We start from the raw sequence: 26485 nt of genomic DNA, 5'->3' as shown, positions 1-26485 counted from the left end.
GCAGCCTTACTCGCCTCCGCTTATCGTATAATGACGGCCGGGAATTAGCGGGAACCGGTACGAGCCCGTTCGCTCCCTATACTCGTAAGCGACATCTCCCTCGTCACTCCGGATGCGGATCGTTTCCGGGTTCCATCCCTCGTTCGAATGCGTTATCGTCGATACGGTCTCCCCGTCGATGTAAGTATACTTGTACTCGGAGCCTTGTCTTGTTACCGGATACACCTCGGCTGCATATCCTTGCTCCGGATCATGAAAGACTACCGTACCTTTGCCCCCGATAAAGACGGGGATTTTCCCGGGCGGAATCGGATAACCGTACAGCGTGATCGGACCTGTGAAGCTCTCGCCCGTCTCGTAATCGATCCAGCTTCCCTCCGGCAAATAGACGTCTCTCGTGTCCGCCGTATCGAAATCGTTCCCGTACAGCGGAGCGGCCAGCATCGAAGGGCCCAGCATCCATTCGTACTGCCTCGTAGTCCGATTGATCAGCCCATAAGTGACCGGATCGTCGGGATAGGCGATATGCAGCGGCGTCATCGCGTAAGGATAGCCTGTATGGAAGGAGTCGATTACTGCGCTGTATATATAAGGCGCATAGCGGTTATGCCAATCGGCCGCTTTCTTCACGATCGCTTCGAATTCGGAATGCTTCATCTCCCACGGCTTGCGCCCCATCGACATGCCCGGCGTCACCGCATTCAGCATCGCATTGCGCACGAAATAGCGCTGGTAGCTCGGCAAGGTCGGTTCGGTCTTCGGCGTTCCGCCGGTAATATCCGGATACAAATTGGAGGCGCCCGATGCGGCGATATTAAGCAAGTTGATCGGAACCCGGTCCTGATCGTAATGGTACGCCCCGCCGGTCCCGTAGTACGTATCGTTGATCCGCACCAAATCTCCCGGAACCGAATAAGCGGAATTGCGCACGATGACGCAGCGGCCGTGATCCATCAGCGCCCCGTTCAGCTCGTTCCAGTTGCCGTCCGCATAATGCTTCGTATAGAGCATAGCGTCCTCTTTAAACCCGTCCGCCTCCCACGTATCCGCCTTGGATACGAACCAACGCACCGCATCCGGATTCCGGCTGTCCAGAACGTATACCGTGCCGTTCGGAAATTGGGCGTTCGTAATCCGGACAAGCTTCCCGTCACGATTCGTGAGCAAGTATCCCCGCTCCAGCGCCTCGTCCAAATACGGCCCGTTGTAAGTCAAGTGGTTGTATCCGCCGTCATTTTCCCCGGCTTTGAAATGATTCCGCAGCCCCAGTATCAGCTTGATACCCCGTTCACGAAAAAACGTCTTCAGTCCCGCTACATCGGGAAATCTCGGATTGGCCAAGCCGTCTTGGCGCCCTTCTTCGTAAGTATCGTCCCAAATGTTGAAGCTGGTCGTCGTGCCTTCGTATTTGCCCTTCCGGTCGCCTTTCCAGAAGCCTGAACCGATGACCCCCCATGAGAGCTCGTAGCCGCGGTCCAAATACTCCCGAATCGCTCCTTGCACCTCTGATTGGTACGAATTCCAGCCGAGTGAACCGTATGCCTCCCAGCCTATGCGGAACATCTCGTACCGGGGCCGTTTATCGACGTAGCCTGCCGCCTCGCGGACCCGCTTGTATTCCCGGTAAATTTCCGACATCGTGCCCATAAAGTAATAAATCCGGAACGCGCCCTCCGCACGGCTTGCCCCGAGCATCGTCTCGGTTATCGTAAAGGCGACCCGTTTCGAGCCTTCCTCGAATAGTACGGCCGCGAATCCGTGTGCCGGGAATACCGCGAAGTTGGATACGAACCGCATATTGGTGCCTTGATTCACCATATCGCTGCGAGTGTAGCCGGTCAGATCGGCCGTATCCCTAGCCGGAATGTCCAGCTTTCCGCGTGCCGGAGGCTCCTCCGTCGCGACGGTGTCGATCTGCGAGCCGTAATCGCCGAGTCCGTATACCGGGGAAAGCGGCGCAGTTTTGAATTCAACCGTGTGAGGTCCTTCCCCTCGAACGGTCACGTCGATACGGACATAACGCTCGTGGCAAACGATCGTGACGTCCGCTTGTTGTCCTTCCTCATTCTCCGCTACATAATGAGCTTTATCGGGTTCCCGGCCAACAAGACGTGAGGACTTCACCGGATGCGGGCACGCCTCGTCAGCCGTCGAGAAAAACAAACCGGCCCGGTCATGTGCGCCCACATGTTTGGATCGACCCGTCTGCTCGAACCCGTACCGAAACCCATCTTCGTCCACTGTGAGCCTGTAACGGCCTTTCGACATGACGACCTGTCGGCCGCTTTGCTCCTGCCGTACGACTCCTGCTTCTTCCTCGCTGTGCTTAATCGCCACTATGTTCTTCACTCCTTGCGCCATTCCGGCAATAAGCCCGCCGGATGTAGCTACATTGTAAAAGAACTTTCGTTCCGATGACATGGCTTCAGTTTTGATGAAGCATATCCGCATTTTCCGGGAGCGTACGTTTCCGGAGCAACACAAAAAAGCAAACTTTTGTCGATAGGACAAAAATTTGCTTTATATATAGCTGGCCGTCGCTCCCAGTCCGTGACGATTACGATATCGGCGTAATCCGATAAACGCACCGGCTGCCGCCCGTCAGCAGATGATCGATTCTCTCCACCTCATGACTTTCGCCAAAAACGTGCCGCAGCATTTCGATCTCCTTGCGGCAAATGCCCGAGCAAGCTTCCGCAGCCGCACAGATCGGGCAGTGCTTCTCTACAAAGCAAAAAGTTCCATCGGCATTCTCGATCCATTCCGCCATATATCCTTCGGCTGTGCGCAGCTGCGAAAGAGCCTCCAATTGTTCGTGCAGCGGCATGCTGGACGGCGCTTTGCTTCCATACTCAACCATTTGCTTCCGATTGCGGATGTCGAGAAGCTTCTCCAGTCCTTCTTCCCCGAACGCTTCCCTCATGGACTCGATGAGCTGGACCGTCAGATCGGCATACCCGTCCGGAAACAGCCGATTCGCCTCGGACGTCAATCTCCACATTTTCGCCGGGCGCCCCATGGACCTTGGTTGTTCCTCATAGGTAATCAGCTTCTGTTCTTGCAGACTATATAAATGCTGCCGTACGGCCATCCTGGACAATTCCAGCTGCTCCGCCAGCTGCAGGGCATCCATCGGCCCTTCCTGCTTCAACAGCCTCACGATAGCTCTTCGAGTTTTTACGGCACTGCCTTCTTTGGCTTGATTTTCTTTCCTTTTCATTCGATAACACCTTCATTTCCGGGAAAAAGTACGCTGCGGACAAGCTGAGACTGTTATCTATGATCAGCTACATTGTAAAGAAAAATGTTGACAAAGTCAAAAGGAGACCGTACATTTACTTTGTAAAGAATTATGTTTACAAAGTATCCGGATACGGCGTATACATACAAACGATACCTATACTGGAGGTAGTAAAGCATGTCTTCCCCGACACCATCTATATTCAGCCCGCTATATGCGGCATTGTCGATCGGAATCATTTTGGCCGTCATGGCCGTAGGCTTCGAAGGCTTGGCGGTAACGACGGTTGCCCCGGCCATTGCTAGCGACTTGCAGGGGATCAAGCTGTACGGTTGGATTTTCAGCGCATATTTGTTGGCGCAAATTATCGGCACTTTGGTCATCGGGCGTCAAATCGACCGCAAAGGACCCGCATTTCCTTTTACGATCGCGATCATATTGTTTGCGGCAGGATTAATACTCGCTGCGGTTACGGCCGATATGATCGTTCTGATCGCTTCCCGGGCGTTGCAGGGATTCGGCGCGGGAGCCATGATGACTTGCGTCTATACGGCCATATCGCTTAGCTATCCCGATGAGCTCCGCCCAAAAATATTAGGCGCCTTCGGCACCGCCTATGTGCTGCCTTCCATGATCGGTCCTTACGTTGCGGGCGTCATTGCCGAGCAGCTGTCCTGGCGATTCGTGTTCTGGGGCGTACTGCCGTTTCTGCTGCTGGCGGCTCTTCTCAGCTTATCCGTCTTCCGCAAATTGAAAGTGCCGGCCGCCGGAGAGAAAGGCATGTCCAAAGCTACATGGCTCTCCATGATGCTCGCCCTCGGTACCGGGCTTTTCTTGAGCGGCGTCGGCATGCTGCCACAAGCGATGGGGGTCGCATTGTCGCTTATCGGTTTGGTGCTGTTCATACTGCCGCTTCGCAAACTGCTGCCTGCCGGCACCTTGTCGTTCCGCTTCGGATTGCCGTCCCTTCTCGCCTCCCGCGGACTGTTCTTCGCCGCTTATGCGAGTACGCAAAACTTCCTTGTGCTCGCCTTGACGGATACGAAAGGAGTGACGGCCGATATGGCCGGGTTAATCGTGGCAAGCGCCGCGCTCAGCTGGTGCGCCGTCTCCTACATGCAGTCCGGGTGGGATGCCGCCGATCAAGGACGGGGCCGCCACAAACGGATCGTAACCGGAGTGCTTCTCATGATTGTCGGCATTTCCATTGTCGTCTGGATTCCGACATTGACGATCGCGGCAGCGGTTGCCGGTCAGATGATAACTGGGATCGGGATCGGGCTTGCGCATCCGACAAGCGGAGCTGTCGCTTTCGCGGGAACCGGAGGGGGCGGAGCCGGGGAAATATCCGCCAATCTGCAGTTTGCCGATTCGTTCACGCCCGGAATTGTCATTGGGATCGGCGGAGCGATTATCGCGGTCGGCAAAGCGGCGGGAATGTCCATGGAAGCCGGAATCAGCGGCGCGATGGCATTCCATCTCGTTCTAATCGTCATGAGTCTGTATGCAAGTACACGGATACGGGCAAAGGCGGTCAAAGCGCTCGCGTAGCTCAAGCCCCGATCGTTCCCGAACGCTGCTCGCTCATCGTGGCGACGAGCCGCTGATAAGCGTCCCCCTTGGCCATCAGCTCGTCGTGCGTCCCTTGCTCCACGAGCCGGCCTTGGTGCATGACCATGATCAGATCGGCGTTGCGGATCGTGGACAGACGATGGGCGATGACGATCGTCGTCTTGCCCGCTCTTCGTTTATCCAGCCGCTCTTGCAGCTTCATTTCCGTTTCCATATCGAGCGCGGAAGTGGCTTCATCCAATATTAGCAGCTCCGGGTCGCCCATGATCGCCCGCGCGATCGCCACCCGCTGCCTTTGACCGCCGGACAGCGTGTAGCCCCGTTCCCCGACAACCGTATCGTACCCCTGCTCCAGCGACACGATAAAATCATGGATTTGCGCGTCACGGCACGCTTCGATCATCCGGTTCTCGGTCACATCGCTCCGTCCGAGCAGCAAATTGTTGCGGATCGTATCGGGCAGCAGGAAGGGTTCCTGGAAGACGACCGATACTTTGCCGAGCCAATCCGACAGCCGAATGTCCGACAGCGGGATGCCGTTTACGCGAATGTACCCGGAGGACGGATCGAAAAACCGCAGCAGCAGCTGCGTAATCGTCGACTTGCCGCCTCCGCTTGCCCCGACGATCGCGATCTTGTTGCCCGGCGGCAGCGATAGCTTCAGCTCGTTCAACACGTTACGCTCGGTACCGGGATAGGCGAACGTAACCTTCTCGAATTGTATGCTCGCAACAGCACGATTCAACGGCTGTGTGCCTTCGTTTATTTTCTCCTGATCGAACAACTCCTTCACCCTGTCGACATAGGCAAGCTGCCCCGACATATTCATCGTGAAATTGAAAACGGTCTGGTAGTTCGTAAACAATTGGTTGGAGTATTGATACACGATGACGAAAGAGCCGATCGTTACATCGCCCTTGATGACCGAGTAGCCTCCGAAGATGAGCACGGCTATACGTCCGATCCACTGCACAGAGTTGCTCAGCAGCAGCTGCGAATTCGCCAGCTTGCCGTTCTGCATCACTTTATCGAAGAAGACGGCGAACGTGCTGCGGAAGCTCTTCTCCTCCCAGGCCAACCGGTTGAAGGCGATCACCTCGCGAGTCGAGGAGATCCCTTCCTCGATTTTCGTCAGCAGCTCGCCCCGCTTCTCCTGCATTTCTCTCGTCTGCTTTCGCATGATCGGCGAGAAGTAGCGGCCGATTACGATATACAGGACGCTGAAGATGGATACGATGCCCAGCACGACCGGACTGTTCCAGCCGATAATTCCGATCAGTAGAACCATTCCCGCGATTTGTTGAATCCCTCTCGGCAGTTCATCCGTGACGAAGGTCGATACTTGCTGGATGTCGCTCGTGAAATACTGGACCCATTTGGCCGTCCTGCCGCTTTGTATCGAGGAGACCGGAGTCCGCTGAATGACGGCCATCAGACTGCCGCCCATATGCTTATGCAGCGTCAACCCGTTCATTCTGGTCAAATACCGGCCCCACCAGTTCAGCGCGTACGAGGTTAAGTAGGTGACCGTAAAGTACAGCAGCACCCATTTCAGCATGTCGTACTGCTTGCCGACGAGCACGTCGTCGATCAAAAACTTTTGCGAGGCTTGCGCCAATATTTGCGCCGACTGCCCCAAAATAAGCACAAGCATGCTCAGCCCGATAGCCCAGCGCGCCTTGATTACATATCCCCATATCCATCGGATCGTCTTCATACCAAGCTTCCTCTTCCGTTAAAGTTCCTTATCCGTTCACAATCATGCCGCCCTCCAGCTCGTACAGCCACCCGCGTCCTGCGACGAGCTCCCGGTAGCTGCCCGCTTCCGCCACCTGACCGTCCTTGACGACGATAATCCGATCGTAGTCGCGTACGGTCGATATCCGGTGGGCGACCGTAACAGTCGTGCGGCCTTTCATCAGTTGCTCAAGCGCTTTCAATACCTCTCGTTCGCTGACGTTGTCGAGAGCGGACGTCGCCTCGTCCAATAGGACGATGCGCGGATTTTTGATGAACATTCTCGCTATCGAGATGCGCTGGCGTTGTCCGCCGGACAGCTTCACACCCCGTTCCCCCACATTGGTGTCGTAACCTCCCGGCAGCGCCATAATGAAATCGTGGGCATACGCCGCCTTTGCCGCCTCCTCGACCTGTTCGTCCGTCGCCTCCGGATAGCCGAACCGGATATTTTCGCGGATCGTCGTGCCGAACAAATAGATGTCTTGAAAGACGATGCCGATCGAATCGCGCAGCTGATTCATCGACAGCTCCTTGAGCGGGACGCCGTCGAGCACAATTTCCCCTTCCGCCGGATCGTAGAACCGGTCGATCAGCTTCAAAATCGTCGACTTGCCGTTGCCGCTCGTGCCGACTAAGGCTACCCGTTCGCCTGCGCGTATATCCAGCGTAAACCCGCGCAAAATATCCGGACCGCCGTAGCCGAACCGCACCCCCCGGAAGCTCAAACTGCCGTTTACACGAGGCAGCACAACAGGCTGCTCCGCTTCCGTCACGACCGGCTTCAGTCCCATGAAATCCTTCAGCTTCTCCCCTTGATGCAGCAGCAGGCTTTGATCCATGAAGATCGACACCAGCTGTGACGATTGGCGGTTCAGCATCTGGTAATACATCGTAAAGGCGACGAACTCGCCCACCGATAACGCCCCGATTCTGTTCAAGTAAGCCCCGTATATGAACATGACCATCATCCCGGCAAACGACGACAGCTGACGCGCCAATGCGCGAAGCCCCCGGAACATAAACTGCTTCCTCTGGCTCTCGTTATAGCTTTCGTGCTTCTCTTTGAACCGTTCGAGATCCCACGACTCGCTCCGGTTCGCCCGCATTTCCGTCAAGCCGGTAATGCTTTCGTATATTTTGCGGTTCCAGTCCGTTCTGCGGTCTCTCGCGAGTTTGCCCCAGAAGGACGTCCTCTTCGTTAAATACGGTCCGACCACGTAGTACAGCAAGAAGCAGGGCAACGTCACCAGCGTCAGCGCCGCATTCATATGCAGAACGAAGCCGAAAGCGACGAACAGCAGCAGCGCATTGTTGATCAGATTCGGAAAATGCCGCTGGTAAATGCCCTGGACGGCCTGTACATCGCTGTTCAAGAGCGACAGCGTCTCCCCGACGGGATGGCACTCGTAATAGGAGAAGCTGAGCCGGCGAAGCTGCTTGATGCAATCGAACTGCAAATCGCGGGACGCTTTCTCGCGGATGAGCCTTGACAGCAAATTGTTCGCCGCCATCGCGGAAAACATGCACAATAAGATCAGCACGAGAACGCCGACGATCACCTTGAATTTTTGCGCGTTCCCCGCCATCACGACATCGTCGATAATGTGCTGGAGTACGCGGAAGATGCTCATCTGGGACAGCGAAATGAACAGCCCGCATAAGATGAACAGAACCATTTGCCATTTGTAAGGCTTCAGATACGTGAGCAGCCACATGTAAATCGTAAAATAGTACTTGCCGTTCTTCGAAGGATCCCGCTCGTACTCCCGGTCCCAATCGTCGTCCGGGTCCCTTCTTCCACCCCGGCCTCGTCCCTGCCACTTGTTGCGCGCTTCTTCCGGATCGCGCTCTTTTTCTCCCCGCGCCATTGCCAAGCGGATCATTCCTTTCGAACTTGCGGTGCTGCGGCCGCTGCTAAGATGTGATCGGTTTGCATTCGACCACCAGCATACCATATGGAATATTCAGGTTGAATAGAAGATGTTATTTCAAAACATGGATTAAATGACTTTCCGCCTGTTATCCGCCTTGTTCCGGGTTCATCCGAGCGGGCAAACTATGGTAAAATCGGTAGTATGGGTTCGGAGAGGAGTGCTGCCAATGAATGTATTAAAGCAGAAAGACCGTCAGGAGCTGGACAAGAAAATCCCTTCCATGCCATGGTACGTCGAGAAATTCATCAATTACAAGCTGCCCGACCTGTCTCCGTCCTCGCTGCTCGAGTATGTGCGCGATTACGACACGTTCTTCTCGTGGCTGCTTGCCGAAGGGATCTGCGAAGCTCCTTCGATCAAGGATGTTCCGATCGATGTGCTGGAGAAGCTGCGGATGGAACATATCGACACATACAAAATGTTTCTGGCGACGAAGAAGGATCAGGCCAATACGAAAACGACCATATCCAGAAAGCTGTCCTCGCTCCGCTCGCTGTTCCATTATTTAAGCCAAATCGCCGAGGACGAGGACTTGTATCCATTATTGAAGCGGAATGTGATGGCGAAGGTCGAAATCAAGCGGACGCATAAGCCGAAGGATACGGCCGCCAAGCTGGAGGGCAAGCTTCTTCAGGAGTCCGAAATCGCGGAATTTATCGATTATGTGAAGACGGGATACCCTCATACCGTAGCCCGGAACAAGCAGGCGCTGTATTCCTACGAGCTGAACAAAGTACGCGATGTGTGCATGATCAGCCTCATTCTGAATTCCGGCCTGCGCGTATCCGAAGTCGTCAATCTCAATACGGAGGACATGGACCTTAAGAAAAAGCTGCTCTACGTATACCGCAAAGGGAAAAACGACGAGACGTTCAAAACTCCGGTCTACTTCCGCCAGGAGGCGGTCGCCGATCTGCTCGCCTATCTCGAAGTGCGACAAGTCCGGTACAATCCGGACAAAAAGGAAAAAGCCTTGTTTCTCGCCGTCGCCAACGGTTCGAAAGAAGGCAAAAGAATGACCAAACGCGCCATCCAAGAGATGGTGATCAAGTACGCGAAATATTTCGGGAAGCCGTATTTGTCCGTACATAAGCTGAGGCATTCTTTCGCCACCGATTATTACTTGAGAAACGATCTGTACAAAACGCAGGATCAGCTCGGACACGCCTCGCCGGAAACGACGCAAATTTACGCTCACCTTACGGACAAGACGATGGCGGAAGCTATTGATAAATCTTGAATACGAACTTCTTGCCTCCGGTTATGAGATCGACCAGCTCGCGGCTGTCGCCCCATACGGAGCCGACAACGTTCACTCTGGCGTCCTGCGGGATATCGGCCCTGCATACCTGCAGCTCGCCGGAGTAGCGTTTATAGCCGGCATTGTCGATCGTCACGCTGTATCGGGTCCGTTCCTTGCATCGATTGGCCGCGAGCGGCGATCCGATCCGGGCGAAATTGCGGGATTCCGACGAACGGATGACGTAGTCGGGGGCGTCGGACCGGTTTCGATGAACGCCGGAAAAAAGGATGCGCCATTCCTCATCCGTAATGCCGTCCTCCAGCTGCAGCTCCAGCTCGACAATGTCCGGATCGATGCCGATTAATCGTCTAAGCTCTTCCTCGGAAGCATATGCGTCCCCGATATATACCGTATCCGCCAAGCCGGCGTGCAGCAAATATTGGGCCGACACGGTCGGCGACATCGTCCGGTGCGCTTCCATCGTGGGGAGCCCCTCATAGATCGGTCCCCGCTTGCCATGCTGAGACGGCACGAAAGCCGACAGCTTCACCCCGTATTCCGAGAAGATACCCGCTTGTGCCGCAAGCTGACGATACGTCAAGCCCGTATAAGATCTTGGATAAAAGTTGTGGCATGCGCCCATCGAACCGAATTCCGCACGAAGCGAGGCCAGCTCGGCGAGCTGCGCCTTCTTAAGCGTGCTTGCGTTAAGCACGATGCCCAGTTGATGCCCGTTGCCGGTCATCGCGGCAATCTCTTCGCTCGTAAATCCGTAATCGATTCGCAGAGCGGCTATGCCGAGTTGACGGAATGGAAGCAGATCGTGTACGGAAGCGCCGACCATCTTCATCGTCGTCGGAGAAATGTCCGCAGTCAGCTGCATCCCGAGCTCGCTGACGCGGCGGCAGAGCTGCTCCATCTCCGCCCATTTCGCCCGGAAGTCCACCTCCGGCAAATGCAGTGACGTAAACACGTGACGGTAACCCAGCTTCGCAGCCGACTCCACGTAATCCATATTCGTCTTCAGCGAGAAGTCATCGTTCGTATAGACGGAAATCCCAAACATGTCCGCACCTCGTATGAGTTGTTGATAGAACCGCGGCGGCGGATTTTATCCCGGCTCCTCCACGGGCGACAGCAGCTGCTCCAGCCGGCAGCAGAAGCTTTCCTCGCTTTCCAAGCCCGCCCAATACAGCTTCACCTCCCGCTCGATCGTCCTGAACTCCTTATCTCCGATTCCGAGATCGGTAAACGGATGGAACGAGGAGATCATCTCGCGGAACAGCGAGAAGCGGGACGGGCGGTAAATAGCTTCTTCGCCGACCCATTCCGCCGCGGGCTTCAACGCCGGAAGACTGTACGTATGCTTGCGGATGGACAGCTGGGACGTCTCGGACGTCAGGAAGCGGACGAGCTTCATGGCCGCCTCTTTATGCCGGGATTTCCGGTTCACGGCCAAGCCGATATTCATGAGCAGCGTTGCCGGCCGGCCGAAATGCGGCACCGGAGATATATCAAATTGGACGGGGGTGTCGAGCAGGAAATTGAGATGGAAATAGCTCGTCATGATGACGGAGGCTTTCCCTTGGATGAACAGCTTCTCGGCATCGCCGTTGGAGATGTCTACCGACAAGATCGGAAAATGCTCCTGAACTTCGCGGCAGAAGCGAAAAGCTTCCATCATGTCCGTGCCGTACAAGCGAATGCGGCCGTTCTCTTCTTTCTCGAAGGCGCCTCCGCGCTGCAGAAGGAAGACGGCCCAGCGGTTCGCCGATAGAAAATGGTAGTAGAAGCCGAGACGCTCATTCGGGATGGCGAGCTGGGAAGCGACCTCGAACATGCGGTCCCAGCTCCAGCCGCCGTCCGGCTCGAGGGCGTGGTAATCGCGGAAATGCTCCCTGTTGTAGCACAAAATGACCGGAGAGAAAATAAAAGGCTGGACGAGCAGCTTGCCGCCATCCGTAAACGTATCCGTCAGGAACGGATAAATATCCGGGTCCGGTTCGAACGGCTCCAAGGAATCCGTCCAGTCCTGCTCCAAATAAGTCTGGAAATGATTGTTGTTGAGCGTAATGACATCGAACATGCCGTTGTCCAAATACTGCTTGACGATATCGGGACGTTCGTTCGTAAACGGTACCGCTTGCACTTCAATGTCCGGATTCAGCTCTCGGAAACGGTCCAGCAGCCGTTCGATCCCGGTTTCCCGCGGGATGGACGTATAATAGCCGATGTTTAGCTGAATCGGCCCGCTTGCGCGGGCCGGACCGATGACTTTATTGCCGACTCTGGGGATTTTGTCTATTAACCCTTCGGCGACGAGCAGCTCCAATCCTTTGCGGACGGTCAAGTTGCTCAATTGGTACTGCTTGGAAAATTCTCGTTCGGAAGGCAGAAATTCGCCGGGAATGCGATGGCCGGTGACGATTTCTTCCCGCAGCGTATGAACGAGCTCGTCCAAACGGGACCGAAACGTTTTGCGGCTGTTGCGGTTTTCCATATCGTCTCCTCCAGATTGCCGGACCAGATGGTTCTCTTCCTCCAAATCATACCATGCGCGCGTTCGCCGGACAACAATTCACGCGCCTACGGCGGCAAAGTTGTTATCCGGACCCCGCGCTTTCAAAACTCCGGCTTATTTGCTTTCGGCAATTTTCTTGTTCAGCTTCTCATCCGCTTCACGCAATGCCGAGTTGACGTCTACGCCATCTTTCATCACTTTCTTGAACGCTTCCTGGGAAACCGTGGATCCGTAAGCGCCATCTTTGCTTGGCGGTACCGGTGCCGCCGGTTGGGTCAAGAAGATGGATTTCAGGTTTTTGCCCTGCAAATACGGGACGTTCTTTCCGAATTCGTCTTGTACCGACTTCGAGCTGATAATCGGCGAACGCGCGTTGCGGGACATTTCGGCTTGCACTTCGTCCGTAAGAATCGTCGAGATGACTTGGAAAGCCTGATCCTTGAATTTGCTTTGCTTCGTGATGTGCAGAATCCATTCGTCAACCTGCATGCCGATATTCGGCTTGTCTTTGAATTGCGGATATTGAACGATATCCCAGTTGATCCCCTCTACGCCCTTGAAGTTCGGGAAGTGGTTAAGCCCCGGATACATGGCGAGCGAACGCTCCTTGATAAAAGAATCGAACGCGCTCGGAACCCATCGGTAATTCTCATTGCCCGGAATCTCATAGACGGATTTGATATAATTGAAGACGCGTTTCCAGGCATCGTTGTCGAGAGTCGCTTTGTTCGTCTTCGGATCGACGTAACCGACCGACAGAACGGAAGCCATACGGCTCGGTACGTCCGGCTCGAGTCCGCGGTATTGCGTCAATCCGTCTTTGCGGGTCAGCTTCACCGCAAGATCTTTCATTTCATCCCACGTCATGCCGTCTTTCGGATAGGCCACACCGAACTTGTCGAAAATGTCTTTGTTGTAATAAGTCGCATTGAACGAAATCGTCCACGGCAATCCGATCAAGTAATCGTTGCCGCTCGTAATTTTGACGGCGTCAAGTCCCGGCTTGCTGATTTTCGAAGTATCGAATTTGTGTGCCTTGATAAGCGGCTCGATGTTATCCGCAAGACCGAGGTCGGTGAACACGTTGATGATCGGCGAAGCGGACTGCACGATGTCCGGTACTACGCCGGTCGCGATCACTTTATCGAGCGATGTTTCCGTCAAGTTGATGAACTCCAGCGTAATGTTCGGGTATTTCTTCTTGACCGGGTCGACGATGTACATTTTCCGTTCTTCTTCGTTCAGCCAGGAGAAATTGATGGCGAACTTGAGCGTAACCGGATCCGCGCTTACTTTCACCGGCGTATCGGCGGCGGCGGGCACATCCTTCGCTTTGGATGCCTCCGGCTCCTTCGTTCCGCTGCATGCGGAAATCACCGACAATGCCATGATGCCTAGACCTAACGACGCTAACGACTTCTTTCTCATGAGGACTCCTCCCTTTTCTTGACCCGTTAATCTATATAAAGGCTCATCTTGTGCCCTTATATCAAACTGAAAGCGTTTTCTTTTCGCTGCAAGAAAGCCGGCCTCGCTCGTTCCATGAAATTAGATAAGCGTTTCTGATTTTTACAATGGCCTTCAATATCGTCTGTGATTTCGTATTGATTTCCTTCTAACGTGATTATAGATACAATATTTGGTGAAGTCAACACTGATTTTAATCAAAACTGCTATATTTTTCTTATATTTCATCCAAATCGCCTTTGTGATTCTGTTCTGATTTACACCGTGAAAAAGTAAAACCTCCATTCCGCGCGGGAAGGAGGTTCGTTTCGGTGCCCCTATTTCTTTGTGAGCGCCGCGAAATTTCGGTAGTAGGTTACACGTCCGATAATACGGACTTGTTTATTGGAAAGCAGTTTTCTGTCGCTCACGATCCAAGTGTGATTCAGCGAACGCTTCCTTCGAACGGCTACGAAACTGCGACTGCTGCCGGAGTATATCTTGAATCCTCTCGCCCTGCTGTCGCGGCAAAACTTCACGTCCTCCCCCAGCGTTCGGTTGCCGAATCGGACTTTGCGGAATACCCGTTTCCGGATAACAAGCGTAGCTCCCGCTACAGTGCGAACGAATTTGTTCGCTCCTTTCGGGAACCGGAGAATAAGCACTTTTTTCCCTTCGAGATACATATAGTAGGAACGTTTCCCGACAATATCCGCTTTTGATTTTGCAAGCGCGGCGATACTATCCGATAAATAGCGCGGCGCGTAATAATCGTCATCGTCAAATTTGGCGATAACCGGATATCGGGCTTTGTTCACGGCGAAGTTCAAACAGGAGCCGAGCGACATTTTCTCCGGGAGCCGGTAGACGGAGACGCTGCCGTATGCATTTGCTTTTCGCCTGTAATGCTCCGGTACCAGCTTGTCGTGATTCAAGACGATAATAAGTTCTTTATTTATCCCTTGCTGATTTTTATAATTGTTGAATATATTGTCGAGATAAGCGGCTCTTTTCGTACACGTAATAATCGTAACGCCGGATCTCGCCATTCGCCGATTTCCCAATCTCCCCGTCACCTCTTTCGCGACCGCAACAGCGTCACGCTTTCATATCGGACATAACATCATATCCATATGCGGCCGATGTCAATCGGAAGACGGCGGTTACCGGAGAATGGCCGCTGATTTTCATGAAGCGATACCGGTATTTCTTCTTACCGCGTTTTGCTATACGTATTCTTCGTAACGGTATTCGGCTCCGAAGGCTCTACCCTCACTACGTCCGATATGCGAAAAGACCGGCTTTCCTCCATGCTCTCGTCCGGTAATTCCAACCGGGTACGAAGCGCCGTCAGCGCCGAGTTCAAATCCTTCTCCGACGGAACGATGTAAGGACTGTCCCATTTGCCTTCCAGCGGAACAAACTCGATTTGGTCCGGCTTCATCTTCTTGTATTGCGTAATCCATTCGCGTATGCGGGACTCGGGCACATCGGTTCTGATGCTTTGGCCGGCGGTGTCCAGCACGTTCCCCCACTGCGAAATTCCGTTAAAGGAAGTCAGCTTATCCAGCAGCTGATTCAAAACTTGGTGCTGCCGGGCATTCCTGGCAAGGTCGGACGATTCTGCGGTGCCTTCGTTCGATTTCCGGTACCGGACGAAGTCCAGCGTTTCTTTTCCGTTCAACGTCTGCAAGCCTTTCTTCAAATTAATATTCGTTCCGTCCTCCTCGTCGACGTATCGCATATCCATATCTACGTCAATCCGCAGTCCGCCTAGCCCATCCACCAATTTCCGAAAGCCGTCGAAGTTGATAACGGCCATGTAGTCGATCGGAATATGCAGCAGCTCGCTGAAAAAATTTTTCGTGTTCGTTATCGCGCTGTTCCGGTCCTTGTTATAATAGTAAGCGTAATAGTAGTTCGCTTTCTGCGGCGACAACCGCTCCGGCTTCAGCTGCATGTCTCTCGGCAAAGAGACGACGGTCGCGGCGCGTTCCTCCGGATTCAGGGCGACCAGCATCATGACGTCGGTGTTCATCGATCCTCCTCCGCCTTCGCGGTTGTCCACACCCGCAAGGAGGAACGAGATCGGCTTCATCGCCGCCTCCTTCACATTCGTAATCGTTTCATCCGGCTCGGACTGGGAAGTACCGGACGCCGAAATCAAGCTGATGGCGGAATCCGCCTTGTTCACCAAATTCCCTGCATATATTGCCGCGCCGACGAGACATACGCCGATAACCGATGCGGCGATGATCCCTATTTTTTTGGCCAATCGCTTGGTCGTCCTGACCCTCATCGCATTCCCACCGCTCCCGTTATTCCGTTCACAGTCGATTCTTGAAGGAATATGTAGAATTACTCACATCCTATTAGACGAAAGTCCTACCCGTACGGTTTAATGTTCAAAATTTCTTTTCGAGAAATGTTCGAAGTATTGATTGGAGTCCGTAAGAGTGTTACACTAAGCGAAATTATCGTTTGCCGCCTTCGTCAGGAGGCTTCCGAGGACGAGCCGGTCCTCAAAATTAGGTATGATTCCGAATCATATGGAATAGGAAACAATATTGGGGTGATTTGCAATGAAGCCTATTTCAAACCGTTACGAACTGAAGCAGCTGCTGGGTCCGCTTCTCGACGGACAGCTGTATGAGGGCAAGGACTTGTCGCTTGCGCGGTCGGTGTTCGTCTACACCGTCGATCTGCAGGGGGAAGCGACTGCCAAACAATATATCGGCAAACTGGGGAGCGCGGCTCAACAAGGAGCGACCGACTCGCCCTTTTTGCATGTTCTGGATATCGAAGCCGGCTCCGGGAATATCAATGTCATTATTTCCTACAAGCCGGGCTGCTCTTTCCGGCAGTTCGTCCGCAACAATCCTCCTTCATTCAAGGAAGCCGTCGCCATGATTGCGAATCTCGGTCAAGCGCTGCTCGACGCCGCGGAGGAACGTCATTTGCATTTCCTGCTCGACCCCAGCAATATTTGGATTACGGAAGACGGAACGATTAATGTAATCAATACATGGGACCGTCCGTCATCCCATTCCCGGTTGTCCAAAGGACTGAGCCGGCTGTTCGTTCAGCTTATGGCCCGATCCGAGGAGGTGCCGGAAGATGCGGAATCTTTGTCCTCCTCTCTGTACAGGGCTCTTGTGCTTCCGGTCAGCAAGAAGGAAGAAGTCGTGGCGGCCGTAACGGACGCGTGGAAGGAAAAGCTTTCGCTCGCCTCCTTCGTGCAATACATGAGCATGCTTCTGCAGTCTCCGTCTTCCGCGGCGTTTCGCGATGAGCGGCTAGAGACTTCCGGAACCGGCGCCAAGACTCTTACTTATCAGGAGTTGCACATTGCTTATCAGGAAGAGGAGCAGACGTCCCGGCCCGTTTTCCGCAATCGTTGGCTGAAGGTCGGCAAAAAAGTATGGATCGCCCTTTCGTTATCGGCATTGGGCTTGGCCGTATTTGCCGGAGGGTTCGTTCTACTCGTGGAAACGATGAACGGCGGCGGAAAGTCGAAGCCGGCGGAGCCTGTCGTAGTCGAACATCGCGCGCAGCCTACCGTACCGCAAAAAACCGCCGTCGAAGTCCCTAAAGAGAAACCCCCGGTCGTCGCTCCTTCCGGCAATCAGCCCATCGTCGGGGTTCCTACCTTGACCGGGTTGTCCAAGGAAGCCGCGGAAAAAATGGCGCTGGATACCGGGCTGCGGTACGAGTTTTTTCTGGAAACCGACAAACAAGCCGCAGGCACTGTTTTCAAGCAGGAGCCCCGTCCGAACGAGCAAGTGGAGAAAGGAAGCAAGGTGACTTTCTGGATCAGCAAAGGTCCTTCGCCGCAATAGAGCGCTGCTTTAGTAAAATAGGCTGAACTGCAAAAGGAAACAGGCTGCGTACGGCAGCCTGTTTCCCGTTTTCTTATTCCGTTGAAACCAGTTCGCGAAGCCGCTCCAGCGTTATCCGCTGAACGAAGCGCGAGAACCTTTCTTTCTTTCTGGCATTCTCTTTGTAAACGGCGATCAATCGCTGAACGACGGCAACTACCGCGTTCTCGGGGACGTCCTCCAGCATTAGAAGACCGACCGATGCCTTTATGCTCTTCCCTTCGCCGCCTACGTAGATATCGAATCCGTTCTTCATTTTGACAACGCCGATATGTTGAAACAAAGGCTCACTGGTCGCATTGGCGCATCCGGCGTAACCGACCTTGAGCGGACTCGGCACCTCTTGACCCGCCACCGCTTCGTTCAGCTGCAAGGCGATCGCGAGTCCGGCCTCTTCGGCTCCCCGGCAAAAATTGCAGGCAATCAAATTTTTCGTAAAAAATCCGACTGGATATATTTCCAAACCAGCCGCAAGAAGAGCGTTCTTCACTTCGTCGGCGCGTTCAACTTCTATGTCCACATAAAGCTGCTTGAAGGAAGTGAACTCGACTTTGGCCTCCTTGCCAAGCGCTTCTCCAATCGCTTTCCATTGATCGGCGGAAAACAAGCTGCCCCCTGCGCCAATTGCCGGCGCAACCGCAATTTTCACGCGTATTCCTCCCCGTTCGATCTTCGACATTCCGAGGACGCCCGAAAGTTTACTCAGCCCCTTCTCGATCAGGGCCGTACGTGTCGCACTCTCTTTATCATACCCCTACAGGGTATGTTTTGGGGTAAAAGGATGGAGCCACCTGGTAGATAGCTCCTTCGACCATTTCACACGACGTCATAGCCTTGATCTTCGATCGCTTCCTTAATGGCCGAAAGCGAGACTTTGGACTCGTCAAACTGAAGCGCCACGGACTTGCTGCCGAGATCCACCTTCGCGGAGGCTCCCAGCTTTTTGACCGCTCCTTCGATAGAATTTACGCAATGTCCGCAGGACATTCCTTCGACTTTCAAATTAACGTTTTGCATAGTCAATTCCTCCCCGTTTCCTCTATGGTACCCAGTTATTTGCTTTTCGTTACGCGATGCGGTTCGTTATGCGCCATATTGATCGTCCGGACGATAGCTTGCATCCAACCGCAATTCATCCGCCTTACATTTCCAATCATACAATACCCCCCGAGGGTATGTCAATAGTCTTTTCAATGGTGCTTCAAATGCTGCAACGTTTGTACGAATATTTGCTCAATGTGATCGTCGTCCAACGAATAAAACACCGTCTTGCCCGCCTTACGCCGCTTCACGATTCTAAGATTGCGCAAATAGCGGAGCTGATGGGAGATTGCCGACTGCCCCATCTCGAGCAGCACGGATAAATCATGAACGCATAATTCTTTGTTCAGCATCGCATAGATCAGCTTTACCCGGGTAGGGTCCCCGAGCGCTTTAAATAAATCGGCCATACCTGCGGCAGCCGGTTCCGTTATCATCGATTGCTTCAGGTTTTGCAAATCCGTTTCCGTTCCCGTACATGTATCATCGCATGAATCGTGCAGCAATTTCTCCAACATGACACCACCTCTGGAATAATCGAAACTAGTTCGCTTTCATGTATTATACCAAATATTCAACAACATTTTCCTGTGGAGCCATCTCACCGGAATAAGGAATCGGATCCCGAATAAGAAAAACGTCTAACGATGTACTTCTAGGAAGAGCGACCGCGATTTAGCGGAAGTTTCTCTTGGTAAAGAAAGTCTCACTTTGCTTTAATGCTTTAGCGAAGTTAAACTTTCTTTATCGATAGAAAAAGACGCTTGCAACAATAATAACGTTGGAATATAATACATATGAATACATGCTCATATATCAACGGAGGAATGGCCGATGAGGAACGATCAGAACAAAATAAACCTTAACGAAAGCCGAACTCATCATAACGATCACGATCATCATAATCATCATAATCATCATAATCATCATCACGATCACGATCATGATCATGACCATGACCATGACCGCGACCACAGCCATGGCGATAAGCCTCATCAGACTCATGCTCACGGGCATTCGCACGCTCACGGTCACGATCATGCGCACGGAATCGGACATCATCATCACGGACCGGACAACAAGAAAGGATTGACGATCGCGCTGCTGATCACCGCAAGTATTATGGTGCTCGAATTTTTCGGCGGGCTGTTCACGAATAGCTTGGCTCTGCTGTCCGACTCCGGCCATATGCTCAGCGATGCCGCTGCGCTTGCGTTAAGCTTGGCGGCGATGTGGTTCGCCGTCAAGCCGGCCGCTCCGAACAAAACGTACGGCTACTACCGGTTCGAAATACTCGCGGCACTATTCAACGGGGCCACTTTGTTCGTAATCGCCGGCTTTATCATCTGGGAAGCTTATGGGCGGCTGCTGAATCCGCCTGCCGTAGCGAGCGGCTCGATGATGATCATTGCCGCGATCGGACTGCTTGCCAATTTGGGCAGCGCTTGGGCGCTTATGCGAAAGGGCGATGTGAAGGACAACATTAATGTGCGGAGCGCCTATTTGCACGTTCTCGGAGATGCGTTAGGCTCTGTCGGAGCTATTGTGGCGGGACTTTTCATGATGGCCTTCTCGTGGTATGTCGCCGACCCCATTATTAGCGTCCTCGTCGCGCTGCTTATTCTGAAGAGCGCATGGGGAGTCATCAAGCACGCTATCCACATTTTGATGGAAGGCACTCCGGTGACGATCGACTGTGAGGATGTGAAAACATCGCTGCTTCGAATCAAAGGCGTCAAGGACGTGCACGACCTGCACGTATGGACGATCACTTCCGGACTCGACTCTTTAAGCTGCCATGTGCTGATCGAGGACGATGCGGACAGCCAATCGATTCTTCAGCAGGCCGTTCACCTGATCGAACGCAAATATAAAATTATGCATGCTACGATTCAGGTCGAAACTTCAAGCCTCAAGCACGGCGAGCTTAAAGTTTAGCAGCCTCTAGATCCACTAAATGGAAAAGATACAGCTAATGTAACCATAAGTGAGCAATATGCAAGAAATAACTGGAAAACCTCCAGCAAAAATCGTCATAATTGGGCTAAAAGAGCAAATTTGCAGAAATATACTGCAGGTTTTCCAGTTAAACCTTCGCATTGGCTAATAATTGAAGGAAGGAACAGCATGTTTTCCAGTTACGGGAGTCACAACGGTTCGAATGAGCCGAATAATGTCTCGGATACTTTACGGCGAAGTGCTTGAACCTTCGTATAGCTCAAAAAGACTGCATTACCTAAGGTATGCAGTCTTTCACACGGGTGCCCCGGGTCAAATTTCCTTCACCATCCGGCGAAATAGGTGCCCGCTAACCTGCAGCGTACCATCCTCCTCGTACCCCATCTTCCGGTATAACGCATAAGCGCGATCGTTCTCCTGCTCCACAATCAAGGAAAGCTTCTTATGTCCCTCCTCCTTCGCTTTCGCTTCGAATGCGGCCATCAGTCCTTTGGCAATGCCTTGTCCCCTATACGATTCGCGGACGGCGATCGAGTCCAAATAATATTCGCCCGGCTGCGGTTCCTTCTCAATCATATAATCGGTCCGGCCGGTTTCGGTACGGATTCGGTCCAGGAACGGCTTATCCAGCTCATCCGCCCGGCTGCCGTCATAAGCGATCAGAATACCGGCAACTTGTCCGTTTCGTTCCTCCACGATTACGTGGCCGTAGCTGAGCCGGTTTCCCGGCTCCCGGTAAAACTCGCTCAATATCCGCATCGCCTCCGCCTCGTCGTCCGTACCCGCGAGGGAGTTGGCGATGGAGCCGATCGCGTCGTGCACCAGCGGCATCACCTGCTCCGCATCTTCTATCACTGCCTGTCTGATCATGAGCTGCCCTCCTTCATGCATGACGAAATATTCGGGATGTCATATTACAAGCATACCCTTCACATAACGCGGAAGCAAAAAAGAAAAACCCGCGATGCGAAATGCTCACGGGTTGGCGCGTTCAACGAATTGCTTCAGGGAAGCTTCATATTTCTCTTTCGCTTTCAACTCTTCCTCGAAGCCGCTGGCATAGCTCGTAATGTAGAACTCGAGAAACTGCGGCTGCCCCATCGTGACGGACCGCGTAAAGTGTTCAACCGAATATTTATAATAGGACATCGCCGAATGAGCCGTTTCCAGCATTTGCATAAAGTCGACCGAGAGTATGCCCTTCTGCTTCGCTTCGTTCATCTCGGCGCTGCTCGTCTCGGTCAGCATGGCCATATACGTATCCTCGAACGTCTTCCAGTACAGCTCGTTCATCATTTTAAAGTATTGATCGTTTTTCTTGATATCGTAAAACTCTTTCGCAATCCGGATTTTCTCTCGTATGATCGGCAATTGATCGATATAGGCATCGACCTTGGCATATATGGCACGGACGCTTTGCACGAGCTTGCGCTTTGCCTCATCCTCCTGCGTCGGCGGCTTGGGAGGCGGCGCGGCCGGGGCGGCCGTCGTGACGGAAGCGGTAGAGGTCGCCTGATCCCAACCGACCTGCGCGCCGAGCGCTTCGCTTATGACCTTCAAGGGCACTAACGTCGTGCCTTCCATATTGATTCCCGGTACTTCTCCTTGCACGATCTTGCCGTTCACGACAACGTTCACGATCGGGTGTCCTTTATATTCGCCGGTCGTGCCGGCGGCAACGGCAACGCCTGAAGCGGCTGCCAATAAGGCGGCCACCAGTACCGATACTTTCCGTTTCATCTCTCGCTCTCCTTCCTTTTCTCCTATATTTTAGTAGAGATGCCCCTCGCAGGCAACAAAAGAAAAGCGGCATGGCTTTAATGCCATACCGCCTGCGCTTTACGGAAGAGGGTTTAGTGGAACTCGGTCAGCTTCCGTTTCACCACGCCGTTCGGCGTTTCTATTATCTCGTAAACGTTAATATAATTGGTGGAGCTGTATTGATTCAATTTCAAGTTCGTAAACGTCAATTCGTTAGTGCCGTTCAACAGCTTCGTCGTTCCAAGGAACGGGATCGTCTGGGTGGAAATGACCTGCTTCGTCCCATCGACCAATTCGAATTGCAGCTTGGATAAGTTGGCGTCCGCAACAATTTGCTCCTTGCGCTGCAAATCGAGGTCCATTCTGAGCGTATACGAGAACGTCGTGCTAAGCACGCTGTGAAGCAAAATTCTTTGGCGGACGTTGATCAGATAAGGGAATACGTTCCATGTATCGTCCGTAATATCGTCTTGCTGGAACGCTACCTTGATCGTACCGAGCGGAACTTTGCCCGCATCCTTCGCATTGTAGACGCGAAGCAGCAAAGGCTGCTGTTCCTCTATGCCGGACATCAGGAACGAATAGCTGACCAAATAGCTGCTGTTCGTCGCAAGCTGCGCCGCCGCTGTCGTTTGTCTCGTGCCGGAATATACATGGCCGGCGGCGTCCACCAATTCCAGCGCAAGGTCGGGTGTCGACAACACGGTCGAGTCGGCGTTCGTTACCTTCAACTTCGCGATAGCCGTCTTGAATCCGTTGCTGTCGTTATCGTACAGCTTCAGCTCGGAGACGGCGACTTCCACTTTCTTATCCAACGAGAGAGCGATCTTGTCGCCGATCGTATAATCGCCTCCCGTTCCTTGCACGTAAAGCTGGGCGTTATTCAAGTCGGCGATCAGGACGGGAACCGTCTTGGTTGTTACGGTATTGTTCGTGTTGGAGTTGGCATTGTTGGCCGCCGTGTTGTTGTTTGTACCGGACGCAGCGTTTGTGCCGTTCACATTCGTAGCCGATCCATTGCTTCTCGTCTCGAATAGCGCGATCTGCATATCGGAGATGTCTACTCCTTTAGGCATAAACGCATTGAAGGAGAACGATTCGCTTTCTTTTGGCGACAAGTACGACGGATGGGTGGCGGACGAATCATCCGCTGGAACGGTTACGCCGCCGTTTCGGGACTGTACTCTGGCGGTGAGCTTGGGAACGCTTGCCACATACGTTCCGTTGTTGTCTACACGGACTTTCGCATTAACCCATTGTCCTCCGTCGCTTTGGGAAACGGCAGCCGAAACTACTTGGACCGATACGGTTTCCTGACCTTGAATATCCGTTATCGAGAGCGAATCGCCGATAGCCGAAGCTTTGACTGTTTTTCCCGCAGCCATGCTGTCAAGCACTGTCGGAGCATTAGCATTTCCATAGTAGAACTGCAGCGTCCAATCGTTCGCGGAATCCTCTGCGGGAATGGCAGCGCGAACGGTGATCCGTTGAGGCTTGCCGGGCAGCAGCGATCTATCCGCTCCGTCGATTGTCGTTACCGCTACGGTCTGGCCCGAGGCATCCTCCAGCCTCATCTTCAATCCGGCAGGCAGTGTCAGCCCCGAGGTTCCGGCATTTTGCGCGACCAGGTCGATATACAAATTCCAGTCGTTGTTCTCATAAATGAAATATTCGTTGCCGATCCGGAATTCGACTTTGTCGTCGCTCGAAAGCGTCGTGTCCACTTTGGACAGCGGCACGATCGCCTGCGGCGCCGATTCGGCTGCAAATTCCATCGCTGCCGTTACGGAAAAGGAGCCGATATCGTTCATCGTTATCGAAGCGCCATAATTCCAAGCAAAGAGCACTACCCTCAATTGTTCCGCTTGTACCCCCTTGGCAATACGGGCTTCATAAGCAAATTCCTGTTCTTTCCCGGGAAGCACGCGAGCGCTTTGCTGACCGGTCAATTGGGCGGAATAGCTGAAACCGCTGTCGTCGGTTACGCGAACGCCGAAAGGGTTGTAATCCACGGCGGCGCTGCTGCCATTGTGGAGATTTATGGCGAAGCGAAGAACGGAATCGTCGGCGCCTGCCGAGAACCGGACTTTTTCAATTGTAAAATAAACGGTGTCGCTCAAGTACACGCCTTCCTTGCCGGCCGATGCCGTTATAGGCGGGAGTGCGATGCATGCGACGATGAAATACAGCATGAGCATTCTCGCTTGTTTATTCAGCCAGCCTTGTATATTGCGAGTCATCAGGTTCAACCTCCATGTCTATTAGTCGAAACGAAGCGCATCGATCGGTTTGAGCCTTGAAGCTTTGTTGGCCGGATATATGCCGAACAACACGCCGACCAGCAGAGAAAATAAAAACGCATAGATGCCGATCGTCAATGACAGCTCCGTCGGCTGCTTCGGATTAAACATCGGCCAGCTTAACGATGCCCCGATGCCGACAAGCAAGCCGAGCAGACCGCCCAGACCGCTGATCACGGTGGCCTCAACGAGAAACTGCGCCAATATATGCCTTCGCTGCGCCCCTATCGACTTGCGGATACCGATTTCCTTCGTTCTTTCGCTGACGGTGACCAGCATGATGTTCATAATCCCGATTCCACCGACAAGCAGGGAAATGAGAGCTACGCTGATCAATTGATTCGTCAACGAGCTGGACGCTTCTTTGCGCGCATTCATCAGCTCGTCTTGATTTTGCACCCGGAAGCCGGTGCTGCTTTTGAATTTGAATGTCAAATAGTTGCTTATCGTTTCCTGAGCCTCGGCCAAATCTTTGACGTCGGGAGCTTCGATATAGGTCGTCCGAATCGTACCTAATCTGTAAGCCCGCCTAGCGGTCTCCAAGGGGACCATCACGGATCTGTCGACCGACGTTCCTCCCAGATTCGAGCCTTTCGTCTTCAGCGTCCCAATGATCGTAAAAACGACTCCATCGATGTTGACGTCCTGTCCGACGGGATCCGCGGTTCCGAACAAAGTGGCGGCCGTTTCGCTGCCCAGCACGGCAACCGGATTGCGGAACTCGTTGTCGGCGGGCGCGAGCGTCCTGCCGTTGTCCAGATCGGTTTTCATAATCGAGAAGAACCGATCGTTCGTTCCGATCAAGTTGAACGGCTCCGTCGTCCGCTCATACTTGACGTTCGAATTGGCTTTCGTAATCGTCGGAGCCATCGACTCGATTTCGGGCAATATTTCCAGCTCCATCAACTGATCGTAGTCGAGCTGTGTAGCCCTTCCATTGCCGAGCAAGTTGACGATGAGCAGATTCGTCCCGAGCTTCTCGTATTGCTTCTCGATCTGCGCAGTCGTGCCTTGACCGATCGAAACGAGCGTAACGACCGAGGCGACGCCGATAATGACGCCCAGCATCGTAAGCAGTGTCCGCATCGGTTTGCTCATGATCGTTCGCATGGCCATCCCTACGAGCTCAAACAGGTTCATACGGTAACCACCTGCCTTGGCGGCGAGACGTTGCGCTTATCTTCCACGATTTCCCCGTCGCGAATCGAAACGACCCGTTTGGCATGTTCGGCAATATGAGGATCATGCGTGATCAATACGATGGTATTGCCCTGGTCATTCAGCTGAATCATCAACTCCAGCACTTCCGTCCCCGTTTTGGAGTCGAGCGCCCCCGTCGGCTCGTCGGCCAGCAGTAGCGCCGGCGACGTGGCGAGTGCTCTGGCGATCGCTACCCGCTGCTGCTGTCCTCCGGACAGCTGGCTCGGCCTATGACCCGTTCGCGGCCCCATTCCGAGCGATTCCAGCATGCGCTTTGCCTTGTCTCTGCGTTCGCTTTTGCCCATCCCCGAGTAAATAAGCGGAAGTTCGACATTTTCCAAAGCGGTAAGTCTTGGGAGCAAATTAAATTGCTGAAATATAAACCCAATCTTCTTGTTTCGAACTACAGCCATCTGACTGTCGCTCAATTTATCCGTCTTCACGCCATCCAGCACATAGGATCCCGATGTAGGCGAGTCCAGAAGTCCGATCGTATTCATCAGTGTCGATTTGCCGGAGCCGGAAGGGCCGACGATCGCCACGAAGTCTCCGGTAGCGACGGTAAGTGAGATGCCCCTTAATATGCGCACCTCTTCCGCTCCCCGGCCGTACGTTTTGCAGATGTCCTTCAGTTCGATGATGTTCACAC

At 53.3% G+C, this 26485-nt stretch carries 21 protein-coding genes; 4 read left to right on the top strand and 17 right to left on the bottom strand.

Features of this window, described 5'->3' with window-relative positions; genetic code table 11:
* Nucleotides 1–6 precede the first annotated feature (6 nt).
* Nucleotides 7–2337 (bottom strand): TIM-barrel domain-containing protein, encoded by a 2331-nt coding sequence (locus FE783_RS04540; protein ID WP_158301617.1) that lies wholly within the window; start codon nucleotides 2335–2337, stop codon nucleotides 7–9.
* Nucleotides 2338–2557: 220 nt separating this feature from the next.
* Nucleotides 2558–3220 (bottom strand): helix-turn-helix transcriptional regulator, encoded by a 663-nt coding sequence (locus FE783_RS04535; RefSeq protein ID WP_138878135.1) that lies wholly within the window; start codon nucleotides 3218–3220, stop codon nucleotides 2558–2560.
* A 198-nt stretch (nucleotides 3221–3418) separates the two neighbouring features.
* Between FE783_RS04535 and FE783_RS04530 the strand changes: the two genes are divergently transcribed.
* Nucleotides 3419–4792 (top strand): MFS transporter, encoded by a 1374-nt coding sequence (locus FE783_RS04530; protein WP_138878134.1) that lies wholly within the window; start codon nucleotides 3419–3421, stop codon nucleotides 4790–4792.
* Between the two features lies 1 nt (nucleotide 4793).
* Here FE783_RS04530 and FE783_RS04525 read toward each other — a convergent pair whose 3' ends face one another.
* A complete protein-coding gene (locus FE783_RS04525) occupies nucleotides 4794–6530 on the bottom strand; it encodes an ABC transporter ATP-binding protein (RefSeq protein ID WP_138878133.1) in 1737 nt (578 codons plus the stop codon).
* Nucleotides 6531–6558: 28 nt separating this feature from the next.
* Nucleotides 6559–8421 (bottom strand): ABC transporter ATP-binding protein, encoded by a 1863-nt coding sequence (locus FE783_RS04520; RefSeq protein WP_238402882.1) that lies wholly within the window; start codon nucleotides 8419–8421, stop codon nucleotides 6559–6561.
* A 232-nt stretch (nucleotides 8422–8653) separates the two neighbouring features.
* Here FE783_RS04520 and xerS point away from each other — a divergent pair, with 232 nt between their 5' ends.
* Nucleotides 8654–9727: a tyrosine recombinase XerS gene (gene xerS / locus FE783_RS04515; RefSeq protein ID WP_138878131.1), complete on the top strand. Its 1074-nt coding sequence runs from the start codon at nucleotides 8654–8656 to the stop codon at nucleotides 9725–9727.
* Here the strand turns inward: xerS and FE783_RS04510 are convergent.
* From FE783_RS04510 to FE783_RS04490, 5 genes are all read right to left on the bottom strand, one after another.
* On the bottom strand, nucleotides 9711–10796 hold the full coding sequence (locus FE783_RS04510) for a DUF871 domain-containing protein (protein ID WP_138878130.1): 1086 nt from the start codon (nucleotides 10794–10796) through the stop codon (nucleotides 9711–9713). The genes xerS and FE783_RS04510 overlap by 17 nt on opposite strands.
* Before the next feature lie 45 nt (nucleotides 10797–10841).
* On the bottom strand, nucleotides 10842–12230 hold the full coding sequence (locus FE783_RS04505) for an extracellular solute-binding protein (RefSeq protein WP_138878129.1): 1389 nt from the start codon (nucleotides 12228–12230) through the stop codon (nucleotides 10842–10844).
* A gap of 135 nt (nucleotides 12231–12365) precedes the next feature.
* Complete coding sequence (locus FE783_RS04500; protein ID WP_138878128.1) at nucleotides 12366–13679, bottom strand: ABC transporter substrate-binding protein; 1314 nt, start codon at nucleotides 13677–13679, stop codon at nucleotides 12366–12368.
* A 356-nt stretch (nucleotides 13680–14035) separates the two neighbouring features.
* Nucleotides 14036–14746: a glycosyltransferase family 2 protein gene (locus tag FE783_RS04495; RefSeq protein WP_138878127.1), complete on the bottom strand. Its 711-nt coding sequence runs from the start codon at nucleotides 14744–14746 to the stop codon at nucleotides 14036–14038.
* Nucleotides 14747–14910: 164 nt separating this feature from the next.
* Nucleotides 14911–15996: an LCP family protein gene (locus FE783_RS04490; protein ID WP_138878126.1), complete on the bottom strand. Its 1086-nt coding sequence runs from the start codon at nucleotides 15994–15996 to the stop codon at nucleotides 14911–14913.
* Between the two features lie 283 nt (nucleotides 15997–16279).
* Here FE783_RS04490 and FE783_RS04485 point away from each other — a divergent pair, with 283 nt between their 5' ends.
* A complete protein-coding gene (locus tag FE783_RS04485) occupies nucleotides 16280–17536 on the top strand; it encodes a PASTA domain-containing protein (protein WP_138878125.1) in 1257 nt (418 codons plus the stop codon).
* 73 nt (nucleotides 17537–17609) lie between these two features.
* Here FE783_RS04485 and FE783_RS04480 read toward each other — a convergent pair whose 3' ends face one another.
* The 3 genes from FE783_RS04480 to FE783_RS04470 all read right to left on the bottom strand — a co-directional run bounded on the left by FE783_RS04480 (nucleotide 17610) and on the right by FE783_RS04470 (nucleotide 19134).
* A complete protein-coding gene (locus FE783_RS04480) occupies nucleotides 17610–18224 on the bottom strand; it encodes an NAD(P)/FAD-dependent oxidoreductase (RefSeq protein WP_238402851.1) in 615 nt (204 codons plus the stop codon).
* Between the two features lie 167 nt (nucleotides 18225–18391).
* Nucleotides 18392–18592, bottom strand: a complete 201-nt coding sequence (locus tag FE783_RS04475) for a copper ion binding protein (protein WP_138878123.1) — start codon at nucleotides 18590–18592, stop codon at nucleotides 18392–18394.
* A 173-nt stretch (nucleotides 18593–18765) separates the two neighbouring features.
* The gene (locus FE783_RS04470) at nucleotides 18766–19134 is read right to left on the bottom strand and encodes an ArsR/SmtB family transcription factor (RefSeq protein WP_420799707.1); all 369 of its coding nucleotides are present in this window, start codon (nucleotides 19132–19134) and stop codon (nucleotides 18766–18768) included.
* Between the two features lie 316 nt (nucleotides 19135–19450).
* On the opposite strand from FE783_RS04470, the gene FE783_RS04465 reads away from it, so the two are divergent.
* Nucleotides 19451–20554 carry a cation diffusion facilitator family transporter gene (locus FE783_RS04465; RefSeq protein ID WP_138878122.1) on the top strand — a complete coding sequence of 368 codons (1104 nt, stop codon included), beginning with the start codon at nucleotides 19451–19453 and terminating at the stop codon, nucleotides 20552–20554.
* Between the two features lie 333 nt (nucleotides 20555–20887).
* Here FE783_RS04465 and FE783_RS04460 read toward each other — a convergent pair whose 3' ends face one another.
* The 5 genes from FE783_RS04460 to FE783_RS04440 form a co-directional block, all read right to left on the bottom strand.
* Nucleotides 20888–21445, bottom strand: a complete 558-nt coding sequence (locus FE783_RS04460; protein WP_138878121.1) for a GNAT family N-acetyltransferase — start codon at nucleotides 21443–21445, stop codon at nucleotides 20888–20890.
* Nucleotides 21446–21550: 105 nt separating this feature from the next.
* Entirely contained in the window at nucleotides 21551–22315 is a 765-nt protein-coding gene (locus tag FE783_RS04455) for a copper amine oxidase N-terminal domain-containing protein (RefSeq protein WP_138878120.1), read from the bottom strand.
* A gap of 113 nt (nucleotides 22316–22428) precedes the next feature.
* On the bottom strand, nucleotides 22429–24576 hold the full coding sequence (locus tag FE783_RS04450; RefSeq protein WP_138878119.1) for a hypothetical protein: 2148 nt from the start codon (nucleotides 24574–24576) through the stop codon (nucleotides 22429–22431).
* 21 nt (nucleotides 24577–24597) lie between these two features.
* Nucleotides 24598–25776 (bottom strand): ABC transporter permease, encoded by a 1179-nt coding sequence (locus FE783_RS04445; protein WP_138878118.1) that lies wholly within the window; start codon nucleotides 25774–25776, stop codon nucleotides 24598–24600.
* Nucleotides 25773–26483 (bottom strand): ABC transporter ATP-binding protein, encoded by a 711-nt coding sequence (locus FE783_RS04440; RefSeq protein ID WP_138878117.1) that lies wholly within the window; start codon nucleotides 26481–26483, stop codon nucleotides 25773–25775. Before FE783_RS04440 ends, FE783_RS04445 begins: the two co-directional genes overlap by 4 nt.
* Nucleotides 26484–26485: the final 2 nt, after the last annotated feature.

It is taken from the genome of Paenibacillus mesophilus (assembly GCF_005938385.1).
Classification (GTDB): domain Bacteria; phylum Bacillota; class Bacilli; order Paenibacillales; family NBRC-103111; genus Paenibacillus_AB; species Paenibacillus_AB mesophilus.
Note: the sequence above shows the minus strand (reverse complement) of the source record. Positions and strands in the feature narration are given on the sequence as shown.

Excerpts from the sequence above, each read along its gene's own strand:
- FE783_RS04450 (WP_138878119.1), bottom strand. The coding sequence starts at position 24,576 with ATGACTCGCAATATACAAGGCTGGCTGAATAAACAAGCGAGAATGCTC.
- FE783_RS04510 (WP_138878130.1), bottom strand. The coding sequence starts at position 10,796 with ATGTTTGGGATTTCCGTCTATACGAACGATGACTTCTCGCTGAAGACG.
- FE783_RS04485 (WP_138878125.1), top strand. The coding sequence starts at position 16,280 with ATGAAGCCTATTTCAAACCGTTACGAACTGAAGCAGCTGCTGGGTCCG.
- FE783_RS04535 (WP_138878135.1), bottom strand. The coding sequence starts at position 3,220 with ATGAAAAGGAAAGAAAATCAAGCCAAAGAAGGCAGTGCCGTAAAAACT.
- FE783_RS04455 (WP_138878120.1), bottom strand. The coding sequence starts at position 22,315 with ATGAAACGGAAAGTATCGGTACTGGTGGCCGCCTTATTGGCAGCCGCT.
- FE783_RS04530 (WP_138878134.1), top strand. The coding sequence starts at position 3,419 with ATGTCTTCCCCGACACCATCTATATTCAGCCCGCTATATGCGGCATTG.
- FE783_RS04525 (WP_138878133.1), bottom strand. The coding sequence starts at position 6,530 with ATGAAGACGATCCGATGGATATGGGGATATGTAATCAAGGCGCGCTGG.
- FE783_RS04505 (WP_138878129.1), bottom strand. The coding sequence starts at position 12,230 with ATGGAAAACCGCAACAGCCGCAAAACGTTTCGGTCCCGTTTGGACGAG.
- FE783_RS04520 (WP_238402882.1), bottom strand. The coding sequence starts at position 8,421 with ATGGCGCGGGGAGAAAAAGAGCGCGATCCGGAAGAAGCGCGCAACAAG.
- FE783_RS04490 (WP_138878126.1), bottom strand. The coding sequence starts at position 15,996 with ATGAGGGTCAGGACGACCAAGCGATTGGCCAAAAAAATAGGGATCATC.
- FE783_RS04495 (WP_138878127.1), bottom strand. The coding sequence starts at position 14,746 with ATGGCGAGATCCGGCGTTACGATTATTACGTGTACGAAAAGAGCCGCT.
- xerS (WP_138878131.1), top strand. The coding sequence starts at position 8,654 with ATGAATGTATTAAAGCAGAAAGACCGTCAGGAGCTGGACAAGAAAATC.
- FE783_RS04445 (WP_138878118.1), bottom strand. The coding sequence starts at position 25,776 with ATGAACCTGTTTGAGCTCGTAGGGATGGCCATGCGAACGATCATGAGC.
- FE783_RS04465 (WP_138878122.1), top strand. The coding sequence starts at position 19,451 with ATGAGGAACGATCAGAACAAAATAAACCTTAACGAAAGCCGAACTCAT.
- FE783_RS04500 (WP_138878128.1), bottom strand. The coding sequence starts at position 13,679 with ATGAGAAAGAAGTCGTTAGCGTCGTTAGGTCTAGGCATCATGGCATTG.
- FE783_RS04460 (WP_138878121.1), bottom strand. The coding sequence starts at position 21,445 with ATGATCAGACAGGCAGTGATAGAAGATGCGGAGCAGGTGATGCCGCTG.
- FE783_RS04470 (WP_420799707.1), bottom strand. The coding sequence starts at position 19,134 with ATGTTGGAGAAATTGCTGCACGATTCATGCGATGATACATGTACGGGA.
- FE783_RS04475 (WP_138878123.1), bottom strand. The coding sequence starts at position 18,592 with ATGCAAAACGTTAATTTGAAAGTCGAAGGAATGTCCTGCGGACATTGC.